Annotated in this window: 9 protein-coding genes; 2 read left to right on the top strand and 7 right to left on the bottom strand. The window is 68.5% G+C overall.

All coding sequences use genetic code 11. The features are described 5' to 3' along the window. The first annotated feature begins 19 nt into the window (after positions 1 to 19). A complete protein-coding gene (locus tag VNO22_01545) occupies positions 20 to 751 on the top strand; it encodes a helix-turn-helix domain-containing protein (GenBank protein HXG60032.1) in 732 nt (243 codons plus the stop codon). Between the two features lie 91 nt (positions 752 to 842). Here VNO22_01545 and VNO22_01540 read toward each other — a convergent pair whose 3' ends face one another. The 3 genes from VNO22_01540 to VNO22_01530 are packed head-to-tail and all read right to left on the bottom strand — an operon-like array spanning position 843 to position 4,228. Continuing rightward, the gene (locus VNO22_01540; protein HXG60031.1) at positions 843 to 2,114 is read right to left on the bottom strand and encodes a PDZ domain-containing protein; all 1,272 of its coding nucleotides are present in this window, start codon (positions 2,112 to 2,114) and stop codon (positions 843 to 845) included. 4 nt (positions 2,115 to 2,118) lie between these two features. After that, positions 2,119 to 3,219 carry a trypsin-like peptidase domain-containing protein gene (locus VNO22_01535; protein HXG60030.1) on the bottom strand — a complete coding sequence of 367 codons (1,101 nt, stop codon included), beginning with the start codon at positions 3,217 to 3,219 and terminating at the stop codon, positions 2,119 to 2,121. Positions 3,220 to 3,235: 16 nt separating this feature from the next. Continuing rightward, positions 3,236 to 4,228: a S1C family serine protease gene (locus VNO22_01530; GenBank protein ID HXG60029.1), complete on the bottom strand. Its 993-nt coding sequence runs from the start codon at positions 4,226 to 4,228 to the stop codon at positions 3,236 to 3,238. A gap of 143 nt (positions 4,229 to 4,371) precedes the next feature. On the opposite strand from VNO22_01530, the gene VNO22_01525 reads away from it, so the two are divergent. Further along, complete coding sequence (locus VNO22_01525) at positions 4,372 to 5,889, top strand: TolC family protein (GenBank protein ID HXG60028.1); 1,518 nt, start codon at positions 4,372 to 4,374, stop codon at positions 5,887 to 5,889. A gap of 53 nt (positions 5,890 to 5,942) precedes the next feature. On the opposite strand, the gene VNO22_01520 is transcribed toward VNO22_01525, so the two are convergent. The 4 genes from VNO22_01520 to VNO22_01505 all read right to left on the bottom strand — a co-directional run. Beyond that, positions 5,943 to 7,250, bottom strand: a complete 1,308-nt coding sequence (locus VNO22_01520; GenBank protein HXG60027.1) for a hypothetical protein — start codon at positions 7,248 to 7,250, stop codon at positions 5,943 to 5,945. A 115-nt stretch (positions 7,251 to 7,365) separates the two neighbouring features. Further along, positions 7,366 to 8,598 carry a prenyltransferase/squalene oxidase repeat-containing protein gene (locus VNO22_01515; protein HXG60026.1) on the bottom strand — a complete coding sequence of 411 codons (1,233 nt, stop codon included), beginning with the start codon at positions 8,596 to 8,598 and terminating at the stop codon, positions 7,366 to 7,368. Next, positions 8,595 to 9,677 (bottom strand): hypothetical protein, encoded by a 1,083-nt coding sequence (locus VNO22_01510; protein ID HXG60025.1) that lies wholly within the window; start codon positions 9,675 to 9,677, stop codon positions 8,595 to 8,597. Before VNO22_01510 ends, VNO22_01515 begins: the two co-directional genes overlap by 4 nt. Positions 9,678 to 9,679: 2 nt before the next feature. After that, positions 9,680 to 13,093 (bottom strand): hypothetical protein (locus VNO22_01505; protein HXG60024.1); only part of this gene is annotated, 3,414 nt, incomplete at its 5' end.

Genomic DNA, 13,093 nt, shown 5'->3' with positions numbered 1-13,093 from the left:
CCTTTGAGAGGAGGCTCCCGTGTCCAACTTCGGTGACCTGGTGAAGCGGCTCCGGAAGGAGCGCGGCATGACCCTCGAGCAGGTGGCCCGCAAGATCGGCTCCCACAAGGGCTACGTGTCCGGGATCGAAAACGACAAGGTCAATCCGCCCTCCGTCAAGATCATCAAGAAGTTCGCCAAGCTCTTCGGGCAGGACGAGCGCCGCCTCGTCCGCATCGCCTGGGCGGACAAGGCCCCCACCCTCATCCGCGAGGAGGCCAAGCGCTTCATGGAGCAGTACGAAACCGCCGGCGGCTCGGGCTCGATCGACCTCGTCCGCCTCCCTCTTCTCAATACCGTCAGCACCGGCTACGCGGCCGAACTCGGTCCCGACGGGCGCCCCAAGCCTCTGGTCGACGCTCCCCTCGTCCTGCCCAAGTCCCGCGTTCCGGCCGAGTTCGCCGTCACCGTCTGCGACGATTCCATGGAACAGGCCTCGCCGCCGGGCTTCTCCCGGGGCGACATCGTCCTCGTGGCCCGCGAGGAGAAGATCCGCAACGGGGCGGTCGTCTTCATCATCTACAGCGTCCGGCAGAAGCGCCAGGGCGCCCTCCGGCAGGTCATGCTGGAGCAGGGCGATCACCTCGTCCTGCAGCCCCTCAACAAGGAATACCCCCTCGAATTCCTGACCCAGGACGACGTGGACGCCGTCTACCGCGTGGTGGGAAAGATCGAGATGTTCGACGCCGCCCCGGTGGACCTCAAGGTCTGACGGGACGCGCGGGGAAAGTTCCTTTTCCTCCCTCTCTCGATGCCGCCGGCTCGGCCCCGGCCGCGCCGGCGGCATTCCTTTCGGGCTTCGGTCACTCCTCCTCCGGATGCCGGCCGAGCCGCACGGGAACCTCTTCCTCCCGGCCGTCCCTCCGCACCGCCAGCCGCACGACCGTCCCGGGCGCGCGCCGCCAGATCTGCGCGTTGAGCTCGTCGCGCCGCGTCACCCGCCGCCCCTCCACCCGAAGGATCGCGTCCCCCTCCCGCAGGCCCGCCGCGTCCGCCGGCGATCCCGGCCGCACGTCCCGCACGACGACCTCGCCCCCTTCCTCCTCCACGTACACCCCCAGGTACGCGCTCCCCCGGGGCCGCTCCGGAGGACGAGGCACCAGGGGGAACGGAAGCGCCAGGCCCTCCGGCTGGTACCGGTCCAGACGCACGCGGACCTCCCGCTCCTCCGCTCCGCGCCGCACGCGGACCGCCACCTCGCGGCCCATGGGATAGGTGCCGATGACCCCCAGGAACCGGGCGGCGCTCGGAATCGCGTACCCGTTCACCCCGACGATGAGATCGCCTTTTTCGAACCCCGCCCGCTCCGCCGCCGTCCCCGGAACCACGCGGACCACCCGCGCGCCCCCCGCGCCCTCGGGCGCCAGGACCAGCCCCGTCACCTGCCCGTGGTGGATGCGGCCGTCTTCGCCCCCTTTCATCATCTCCGGAAGGAAGTTCCGGATCTGGGCGGACGAAATCGCGTACCCCACCCCGGAGTTCACCCGGTTCAGGTAGCGCGTGGCGATCCGCCCGTTGATCCCCACGAGCCGGCCGTCGAGCGTCACGAGCGGCCCTCCGGAATTGCCCGGGTTCACCGCCGCGTCCGTCTGAATGCAGTCGAAATAATCCCCCTGCCTCCGGTGGAGGGCCGAGACGATTCCCAGCGTCACCGTGGGATACATCTTCCGGTCTTCGGCCGGAAGGGCGATCCCGAAGGGATTTCCGCAGGCCAGCACGTACTGGCCCACCTCCAGCCGGTCGGAATCGCCGAACTCGAGGTAGGGAAAGCTTTCGCCCTCCTCCCCTTCGATCTTGAAGAGCGCCAGGTCTCCCCGTTCGTCCGTGCAGATCCGCCGAGCGAAGTACTGCCGCCCGCTGTGCAGCGTCACCCGCGCTCGGGGGAGCTCCCCGGCCACATGGTGGTTCGTCAGGCAGTAGCCGTCCGCGGAGATGAGCGCCCCGGAACCGCCGCCGAAGAAGACGAAGCGCTCCGTCACGTGGCGGGCGCATTCCTCCACGCGCTTCTGGAGCCGCTCCGCCGGCGACTCCTGCGCCGCCGCCGAAAGCGCCCACACCAGGATCGCCGCCTTCATCGCGCTACTCCCCCGGCGCCCAGCCCAGCTCGCATTCCAGCTCCAGCTCCTCACCCCGGCGGCGCACCCGCACCTGCACCCGGTCGCCGGGCGAACGCGCCAGGATCGCCTCCTTGAGCTGCTCGAAAAACTGCGTCCGCTTGCCGTCGAACGCGACGATCACGTCCCCCGGCCGCAGACCCGCCCGCTCCGCGGCGCTGCCCGCCTGGACGGCCGCCAGCTCCACGCCGTCGGTCACGGAACTCTTGGCGTTGTGCTCGATTCCGAGGAACGGGCGCCGCGCTTCCTCCACGCGGCGTCCGCTCCGGAGGGCTCCCAGAAGCTCCCCGTAGAGGCGGTCGTGCGCGAGGGCGAATCCCACGCCGGAGTTCTGCCCCCGCGTGCTCGAGATCCCGGGCTTGGTGTCCACCTTGCAGGTGATTCCCAGGAGCCGCCCCCGCGCGTCCACGAGCGGGCCCCCGACGTTTCCGAAATTCAACCGCGCGTCCGTCTGGAGCGCCCGCCCCGCCAGGCGCGAGGAGGCGCTCACGATCCCGGGGTTCACCGTCAGGGCCCGGCCGTCCGGCGCGCGCCCCAGGGCCAGGACCGCCTGCCCCGGCCGGAGCGCCTCCAGCGGAGCGCGCTCGAGGACCGGCAGTCCCTCCGCCTCCACCCGGATCGCCGCCAAGTCGCACGTCGCGTCCGACCCGAGCAGCGTTCCGGGCAGCTCCCGCCCGTCCGGCAGCCGCACGACGATCGACCGCACCCGGCCCGCCACGTTGAAGCAGGTCGTGACGATCACCCCCGCGGGATCGACGATGGTCCCCGTGCACCACGCCCCCGCCGGTCGGCGGGCGAAGACGTCCTCCGCTCCGGCGAACCGGCCGGGCGTCGCCGGCGCGCGGGGCGGCGCGGGGGCCGTCGGACGCGCGGCCTCGGGCTCGCGGTCCACCTTGATCGCCACGACGCAGGGGGCGGCGCGCTCGGCCGCCTTCTGATAGAGATCCTCGAGGATCGCCGCCGGCTCTTCTGCGCTTGAGGAGGCCGGAGTCTCCTGGGCGGCGGAGCCGCCGGCGGCCGCCGCGGCGAGGGCCGCCAGCGCCAGGAACGCCCGCTTCAGACGCATCGTCGGATCTCCCCCGTCAGTAAAGCGGCCGGCGGCCGAGCGTGAGCGTCACGTCCCGGCGCTCGCCGGCCCGGATCACGGTGAGGGTCACCCGGTCTCCGGGCTCCTTGCCCGCCAGCGCCCGATGAAATTCCTCCTCGGTGGCCGCCGCGGCGCCGTTCACGGCGGTGACGCGGTCGCCCCGGACCAGTCCCGCCCGCTCCGCGGGACCATTGCGGAAAACCCGCGTCACCTCGAGCCCCCCGGCCGAGGCGCGGACTTCCGCCCCCGGCCAGCCGGCCACCGCGGGCGCGCCGGCGGCGCGCGGCGGCGCTTCGGCTTCCCGGAGGATCCGCTCGAGGTGAGGTTTGATCTCATTGATCGGGATCGCCAGGCCCGTGAATTTCGCGTCGTCGTAACTCAGGGTCACGAGCCCCAGGACCCGCCCCTCGCGGTCGAGGAGCGGTCCTCCGTCCTGATGGGGATTCACGGCCGCCGAGGTTTCGAGCACCTTTCCGCGGTACGGGCTCTCCTGGACGCGTCCGGTGAAGGGGTTGAGGATCTTGAGCGGGCGTTCGGAGGACACCTCGTAAGTTCCCGAGAGGACCCCCACGGAGAGGGCGGGCTGGCCGTCCACGCGGAGGCTGTCGTAGCTGTCGCCCAGGACGTAGGCGAGCCGGCCGGGACGGACGGCGTCGGAATCGCCGAGCTCGAGGAAGGGGAACTCCCGGTCGGCCTCGAGGCGGACGACCGCCAGCTCCTTTTCGGGCACGCGGCCCAGGACGCGGCCGGAGTAGCGGGTCCCGTCGGGGGTGATGACCGTTACGGTGCGCGCGGAGGCGCCGCAGGCGGTGGGGGAGGTCAGGAGGATCCCGCGCCGGTCCACAAGGACGCCCGAGCCCCGCTCGCGGCCGCCTTCCACGGCGACGACGGCGGGGGCGGCCTTGCGGTAGAGACGCGCGTGGACCTTGTCGATCTCCTCCTGGGGGGCGGCCAGGAGGGGGAGGATCGCCGCGAGGATGCCGGTCATTCGGGCTCCCGTCGAACGGAAGGCCGCGCCCCTCTCCCGCGCGGCCTACCCGTATAATATACGATGCACGCCGGGCGAATCCATGACGCTTCCGGCGCGGGATCGGAGCGTCCGGCGGATCCGACGTCGGGAGAGGGCGATCGATGAACGTTTTTCTGGGTCTTCTTATGGCCGCGGCCGGCGGCGGGGACGGGGAGGCGGAGCGCCGGCCCGCGCGCACGCTTCCGCTTTCGGTCCGAGAGGCGGTGGCGCTGTCGCTCAACCACAACCTGGAGCTCGAGGTGGCGCGCTATCAGCCGTGGATCGAGGAGCAGAACGTCTACGCCGCCCGGGCGCCGTGGGACCACGTGCTGTACGCGGTGGCGGACGGCGGAGAGCGCATCTCGCAGCCGGCCAACGTGCTGATCGATTCGACCCGTCCGGAGGCGGACACGGCGGACGTGACCCTGGGGTTGCGGAAGCTTCTGCCCTGGGGGGCGAGCTACGACGTCTTCGCGCGGTCGTCGCGGCTTCTGACGAACAATCCCTTCGCGCCCTTCAATCCGCGCTGGACGCAGTCGGCGGGGGTGGCGGTGACGCTGCCGCTCCTGAGGGGCGGCTCGTACGAGGCCAACACGGCCACGCTCGTCGTGGCGCGGCGCGCGCGCGACGCGTCGGTGGACGCGTTCGAGAAGGCGCTGACGGATTCGGTGTTTCAGGTGACGCAGGCCTACTGGGACCTGGTCTTCGCGATCGAGAACAAGAAGGTCCGGGATCAGTCCCTGGAGGTGGCGGTGCGGCTTCTGGAGGACAACCGCCGGCGGTTCGAGCGCGGCGTGGTTCCGCGGATCGACGTGACGCAGGCGGAGGCGGGCGTGGCGGCCCAGCGGGAAGGGATTCTGACGGCGGAGGCGGCGGTGCTCAACGCGGAGGACCGCCTGAAGCGCCTGGTGGACCCGGCGCTTCTGCGGGAAGACGTGGGGATCGTGCCGGTCGAGGCGCCGCGGGGACTGGAGGGGGAGCTTGACGAGCGGGCGGCCGTGGACCGGGCGGCGGCCGAGGCGCTCGGGCGGCGGCCGGAGCTGAGGCAGATCCGGCTCCAGCTCGAGGCGCAGCGGGCGGTCCTGGCGCAGGCGGCCAACGAGGGGCTCCCGCGCCTGGACCTGACGGGCCGGGCGGAGATCTTCGGCACGGAGGAGACGCCCGAGGGGGCGTCGCACGAGGCGAGCTCCACGGATTTCCGCGATCTGTCCGTGGGGTTCGTCTTCGAATGGCCGCTCGAGGGGAGCGCGGCGCGGGGGGCGTACCGCCGCGCCGAGCTCGAGGAGCGCCGGCTCCGCCTTCAGGAGCGCAACCTCGAGAATCAGATTTTCGTCGAGGTGCGGGAGGCGGTGCGCGCGATCAAGACGAACGAAAAGCGGATCGAGGCGACGCGCCGGGCGCGGATCCTCGCGCAGGAGCAGCTCGAGGGCGAGATGGTGCGGCGCGAGCAGGGCCTTTCGACGACGTTCCGGGTGCTGGACGTGCAGGAAGATCTGGCCGTGGCGCGGACGAACGAGCTCAAGGCGCTCATCGACTACAACCTGTCGCTTCACCGTCTGGACCAGGTGACGGGGACGCTGCTCGAGAAGCACGGGATCCGGCTGAAGGATCACCTCGAGCCGCGCGTGGCGGTGCGGTAGGCGGCCGGACGCGCCCGGCGAGGCGGGCGCGTCCGGCGCGCGCGGTACCGACCCTATCGGGACCCGGCCGCGTGGGTGGCCACGTCGAGGGGGCGCGTGGCGCGCTTGAGGAAGAGGATCGCAAAACAGGTGTCCACGGTTCCGTCCCCCCAGGAGCCGTCGGCCTTCTGGGATTCGATGAGGACCTTGGCTCCCTCGGGGTACCACTCGTGGGTGCCGACGGTTTCCGTGCCGTAGAGCATGCCGGCCCGCTCGAGCGCGTAGAGGAAGTAATAGTAGTGGTGCTGAGAGTTCTCGGCGAAGTTGCCGTGCTCGTACGGGCCGGGGTTGTAGGTCACCGAAAAGTTCGCGGCCAGCCAGGCGAGCCCTTCGTGCACGTCCTTATCGCGCCGCCAGGAGCGCTTCTTGCCGCCGTCGTTGTCCTTGATGTAGAGGTAGATCGCCAGGCTTCCCACCGCCCCCGCGGTCATCGAGCCGTACGCCTTGTGGTCGTGCCGGCCGTAACACCAGCCCTGGGGTTCGGCGGTGACGGCGTCCATGACGCTCGTCCCGCTGGCGCCCGAGATGGGTTTGCCCTGGGCGTCCTTGAAGTCCAGGCGCACGGGCTGGCCGTCGGTCGCCTTTTGAGTGCCGCGCCACCAGGCGATGGCCTTGTCGATCACGGCGGGGGGGAGGTCGATGCCCGCGTCGTGACAGGCGCGCAGGCCCAGCGCCGCGTACTGGGAATTCGAGTTGTCGTTGGGGTTGCCGTCCTTCTTTTTTTCCACCTTGAGGCGGCGCTTGACCGGAGGCTTCGTGCGGGTGCCGGGCGGAGGAAGGGTTTCGCCGGGCTTCAGCCGCCGGATCTGGCCGCCGCCGCTGGCGACGTCGCGGGGGACGCTCGTCGTCGGGACGGGCGGATCCTCGGCGAAGATCGTGGGGTCGCCGTATCCCCAGTAGCCGTCCGCGCTCTGGTTGTCCACGAGGAACTGGGCGCACTGCCAGATGCGGCCCTGGTATTTCACCCGCTCGACCTCCTCCAGGACCATGGCCTGGAGCGCCACGCAGTAGGTGGCCTCGAGCCGGCGGGCCATCATGTCGTCGAAAAGCTGCTTGAAGGCGGGATCGGTTTCGGGGACGCCGGCGTGGACGTAGGTCCACAGCACCAGCTCACAGTTCTGCATCTGGCGGCCGATGTGCTCGAACCGCCGGAGGTGGTCGGCGTTGCGGGACTTGAGGTAGGCGATCCCTTTTTCGATCGCCCGGTCGACTTTGACCTGGTCGACTTTGAAGGGCGGAAAGGGAGGGGGTTGTCCCTGACCCTGCTGCGCGGCATGGGCGGGCAGCGCCGCCAGAACCGAAACCACGAGCCAACGCGCCATAGTTCGCCTCCTCGTCTCGCGTCGTTCCCGCCCGCCGGATTCGGCCGGTGGAAGGCGGACCCGAAGCGATCCCATGGCTCGCCCCTGAAGCTTACGTTCCCGGAAGGTCCTGGCGTTACGGCTTTCGCGCGGGACGGGTGGCTACGTCCTCGAGGGGACGCGTGGCCCGCCGCAAAAACAGGATCGCGAAGCAGGTATCCCAGACCGGGTTGGCCCCGTCCTGGTTGGCCCAGGAGCCGTCGGGCCGCTGGTCCTTCAGGAGCTGCTCCGCCCCCGCGGGGTACCACTCGTGGACCCCGAACGTCTCCGTCCCGTACAGGACCCCCGCCCGCTCCAACGCATACATATAGTAATAGTACTGGTGCTGGGAGTCCACTTTTCCGTCGCCGTGCTCGTAGGGTCCGGGGTTGAAGCTTACGGCGAAGAAGCGCGTCAGCCAGTCCAGGCCGATCTGGATTTCCCGGTCGCGCTTCCAATCCTTCTCGAGAATGTAATTCAGGATGGCCAGGCTGCCGACGGCGCCCGCCGTCATCGATCCGTATCCCTTGTGGCCGTGGCTGCGCGGGCCGTAGCACCAGCCTTCGCTGGCCAGAGGATTCCGCCGCGCCGCGGCGGGGTCGTCGGGGGGATGCAGCGCGTCCCGCCACCACTGCGCGGCCAGCTCGATCGATTCCTTGGGCAGAAGGACCCCGGCGTCGTGGCAGGCGCGAAGCCCCAGCGCCGCGTATTGCGAATTGGAATTGTCGCCGGAGGCGGGGCCGTCCTTCTTCTTCCTGACGGAGACTTTCTTGACGACCTTGGGCTTCTGGCGCTGGGTGACCGGAAGGGCCGGGTCGTATTCGCGGATCCGGACGTCTCCCTTTCCGCCCGTGGCCACGTCCCGGCCGCCTTCGCCGCCGGTGGGAACGGGGATGTCGTTCACGTAGATGGAGGGTTCCCCGTAGCTCCACTGGCCGTTCCGGCACTGGTTGTCCACGAGGAACTGGGCGCACTGCTGGATCCGCGCCTGGTAGCGGACGCGGTGCATCTCCTCCAGGATCATCGCCTGCAGCGCGACCTTGTAGGTTTTCTCGAGCGGTGCCTGCATCATGTTCCGGAAGAGCTGCTGGAAGCGGGGGTCGGTCTCGGGCACGCCCGCGTGGACGAACGTCCAGAGGACAAGCTCGTCCGAGTTGGCGATGCCCTGATGGGCGCCCGGGGAACCCGCGCCCTTGAGGAACGCGATGCCCTTGCGGATGGCCTCGTCGACGCGGCGCTGGTCCACCTTGGGATGCGCCTGGAACGGATCCTTTTTCTCCTGGGGGGCGGCCAGGAGCAGAAGGCACGCGGTCGCGAGGGCGGAGCTCATGAGGACTTCCCCGGCGCGTTGGGCTTCTCGTCCTGGGGTTTGGGCTTCTCCTCGGGCGGCTTGGGCTTCTGCGGCGCGGCGCCGCGAATCTCCGTTTCCAGAAGATCCAGATCCGCGGGCGCCGCCTTCTGGAGACGCTCGGCGTAGGGCGCCACTCCCGCGTGCGCGGCGTTCGCCTTCAGGACGTCCTCCAGGGCCGAAGAGAGCTTGCCCTCGGTTCGCCGGAGGTCTTTGACCACCCAGAGCGCGAACTCGCGGCCGGCCAGCGAGGGGACCTCTTCGACGTACCGGCGCAGGTTTTCGAACGTGAAATCCTCCTCCCGGTGGGTCTTCACCTTCTGGTTCTCGGCGTGGTACGAGCGGCCCCCGGCGAACTTTCCGTTTTCCCAGACGAAAAGATCCGATGTGCCCCGGATCGAACGGACGGTGTAATAAAGCTGGCTCATGGAAGCGGGGAAAACCGTCTTGAGGTCCTGCTTCTCGCCTTCGATTTTGGCCATGAGCTTGACCACCTCTTTGTTGAGCTCCTTGGCCTGGGAGTCCCAGGAGGCCTTGGAGACGCACGCTTTTTCGATGCGCCCGATGAGTTCCAAGGTCTCGGCCGCCAGCTGGTCGATCTCCGGCAGCTTGCCGAGCTGGGTTCCCAGCTCATCCCCCCAGGCGGCGAACTGGAAGGTCCATTCCTTGCGGGGCGGGTGCTTTTTGAGGGACTCCCGCAACGGCTCCAGCTGGCTGTCGAGGTTGAACTCCACGCGGATGAGGTAGTGGCCCGGCCCTTCGAACAGGGGCTCGTAGACGAACTTGCGGTTGCGGACCTCGACGAAGCCGCCGCTGCCTCCGATCGAAGTGGGCAGGATGCGCCCGCCCGCCCACATCTCGAACTGCCGCGCCAGGTGGAGGCGCAGGACGGTGCGGTCGGGATAGGCGGCCGTTCCGTCCAGGCGCAGGCGCGGGATCCGCGCCCGCGCCGCGGGCGGCTTGCAGAGGAGCGTGACCGCGGGCTCTTCCTGATCGGCCGCGGCCGGCCCCAGGAGCGCCGCCGCGAACGCCGCCGCCAGCATCGTCGTCGGTTTCTTCATGGCTAGAAGATCCTGTTGTCGAAAGTATACGAGAGAAGGTGCGATCCCGCGTCGTCGTAATAGAGCGTCACGTCATCGAGGACCGGAGTGGCCAGGAGGATCGTCTGAAGCTGCGCGCCTTCCAGGCCGAAGTGCGCGAAGTACCGCACCTGGCGGGGATCCTGGATCACCGGCACCGTTCCGTCCGGGGCCCGCACCGCCGAGAAGGCGTCGTCCTCGAAGGGGCCGTACGTGAGCTGTCCGTCCCGGATCCCGAGCTTCAGCGTCGGACGCACGTCGTCCACCGCGATGCCCAGCGTGGGATCGTTGTAGTCGAAAAGCTGCGGGCGGCCCGTCTCCGGGTCCACATCCTCCGCGAACCACGTCCAGGAGATTCCCAGAACCCTCACCTTCTGGACGTTGGCCGTCTGGATCGAGCCGTCCTGCACGCGGCCGCCCATTCCCGGCGGCACGGCGGTGGAGGGCGGCGGCAGGAGCCGGGCGAACGAGGGCAGCAGGGAAATCGGCTGGGAGACGAAGCGCCCTTCGCCGTAGGCGGTTTCGAGCGGCTTGTAGTACCGTCCCCGCTGCCAGAGCACCAGGGGATCGCCTTCACCCTCGCTCTTCCAGACGTAAAGCTCGTCGACCGTATGGTCGCCCGAGAAATTTCCCCGGAAGCCGCCGGTTTCGCCGGCGACGGCCGCCTTGGCGATCCTCGAAGGAGCCCCAAGGCGCATCTGGTTGTATTCGCCGCCGTCGTGCTTGTCGAAGTAGTTGATGCGATCCACGCCTTCCGCCCAGCTCGTCATCGTCGAGTAGGTGTACGGTACGTACGGCGAGCTCGGGCCGGAGGCGACCCCGTTGATGTACATTTTGGAGTACATCAGTCCCGACGTATCGCTCCCGCCCAAGAGGTTCCACGAGAAGGTCGTGTGGAGCCAGCGATGCGCGCGCAGCGGACTCGGCTTGACCCGTGGGTTCAGGCGGTTGAGCTTCACGCATTCCTCGTGACCGAGGTGGTTCAGGCAGACCGTCATCTTGCCGAAGGAATGCGCCTTATTGGTTCCATCGATGGGTCCGTTCTGGGAACCGTGCCACTGCTTGCTGCCCCAGACCATCGAGCACGGCTGATACTGGCCCAGATCGTTGTGGGAGTACTTGGGGCCGGTGTTTTCGGAGATGCCGGAGGCGCCGGCCTGGTAATTCGAAGGGTAGAACCACTGCGCGAAGGGCCAAACGTAGACCTGAGCCCCGCACGGCGTGTGGAACCGGGACATGTCCCAGAAGGCCCGGATCTTGCCCGTCAGATCGGGGAAGAAGGAGGGCTTGATCCAGAAGCTGACCATGCCGGTGGCGCGCTCCTGGTTGAAGTTCCAGATCGCCCCGCCGCGCTGGACGAAATAGGCCGGCGCCGCGTGGCGTTCCACGTAGCCGCCGTCGATCCGGAGATCGGAGGGCGCGTACGGCATGAGTCCCGGCGCCGACACCGTCCCGGACATCGGGTTGTAGTTGAGGCGGAAACTCCGCGCCAGCCGGTGAATCGGCGTTCCCCCGGGCGCCGCTCCTCCGGGTCCCGAGGGGGGGGCATACGGCCCCCCGTAGGGCAGGATCTGGTTGTACACGACGTCGCCATAGTTTTCGATCGGATCGTCGGGCCCGGCCTCGAGGCTTCCGATCTCGGATCGGTCGAGCGTCGAATGATGCAGGTGGAAATCCAGGGTGAAGTGCCCGTGCATGGCCGCATTGAGGTGCGGCGCGTTGGGAAGGCTCAGAGTGCTCACGAGCGTGTTCTTCGATTTCCGCGAAGCGCCGTGTCCGCCGAAGACGCCCCCCACCGTGGGGAAGGCGATGTACCCGTCCCATTCGTTGTCGGGATCCCCCGGGGCGCCGAGGTTGCCGGGGAAGATGCCGTTATCGGGTTCGGGGCCGATCTCGAGCGAATAGTCGTTGTTGGTTTCGAACGAGCCTGACCGCGGCGGAAGCTCCCCGGCATAGAACTGCTTCTGGTTGGTTTCCCGGTAGAGATCGTAGATCTTGTAGGTCGCCGTGGCCTTGGCCTGCGCGACGATCTCGCAGTCGTGAAGATAGGCGTCCGCGTCCTTCTGGTCGGAATCCGCCGGCCGCACGATCCGGCCCAGGGCCTCGATCTCGAAGTACCCCGTGGGGACGAAGCAGAATTCGGTGGAATTGACGATGAGATCGGTCTTGTCCACCCGCAGGAAGAGGTTTTCGTCGGGGTTGAGCTCGTTGAGATGCAGGTTCGGGTTAAAGTTGGCCTTGATCACGTCGGCGATCGCCCGCACGGCGTGCCGGCGCTGGGCCGGGCTGTCCACGAGCGGACCGTGGCCCGTCGGGTCCGGAACCTCCTCGGCGTAGTCCTTGTGAATGGGCCGGGGATCTTCAAGCACGCCCGCGCCGCCCTCGCTCTTGGGAACGGCGAGGTTGTCCACGAACTGGTAGAACTGCCGCCACGTCTTGAACGGCCCCGACCAGGGGACCGTCGCGTAGTTGAAGTTCTTGGAGGATCGGCGGGAACGGCAGGCGATGATTTCCTCAGCGATCACGTAGGCGGAAATGCCTTCGGTGGCGGTTCCCCCGGGACCCACGATCGGCACCGTCTCCATGAGGAACCCGTACTCGTCCCCGTCGGTGCGGTCGGGCGAGTACGTGCACTGGTGTTTGAAGGAAAGGTACTTGTCCCCCCGCCAGTTCGGGTTGTTGCGGCGCCGATCGGCCAAGAAGAAACCCTTCAGATCCGTCAGAAGCGCCACGAGCACCTCGAGAGGGGCGCTGTTGACGTTGACCGGGGCGCGCGAGACGACCTCGATCCATTGAGGGTTGAGCGTATCCAGGCCGTAAACCCGGATCGCGGGATTGTCGTGGTTGCCTCCAGGGCAGACGTTCGGACAGGTGTTCAGGCCCCCGGGGACCTGGACGGCCTCACCCCGCGCGTCGCGCCCGGAGATGTAGCTTCCGTGCCGATACACCGGCGGATTGCCCCGGTAGTACTGCACCGGATAGTCCGAAAGCTTCGCCGCCGAAAGCGGGACGGGGTTGGCCACGTTGGGGTCCACCCAGGCGTAGACCGTTACGAAATCGCGGAAGCGCGCCCAGAGCGCTTCGTCATAACCCACCGCTTTCAGCAGCTCCTGCGGATGGCGGTATCCATAGGGCGGACGGTTGGCCAGGATCCGGTCCCCCAGCTGGGGAACCTGAACGAGCTGGCCCAGGATGTTGAGGATCCTCTTGAGGTTCTGGGAGACGGAGCCTTGAGGGCCGCCGTCGATGCCGTCGTTGACGTAGATGCGGCCGGAGAGGTCGTTGATCTTGAGCACATAGTGGTCGCCGTGGCGCATGTAGGTGCCGCCCTGGACGCCCGAGAGGCCCAGTTCGCGGCGCTTGCCGCCCTTGCGGATCCAGATCGTCTGGGGCTCCAC

Source organism: Planctomycetota bacterium (genome assembly GCA_035574235.1).
Lineage (GTDB): Bacteria > Planctomycetota > MHYJ01 > MHYJ01 > JACPRB01 > DATLZA01.
Note: the sequence above shows the minus strand (reverse complement) of the source record. Positions and strands in the feature narration are given on the sequence as shown.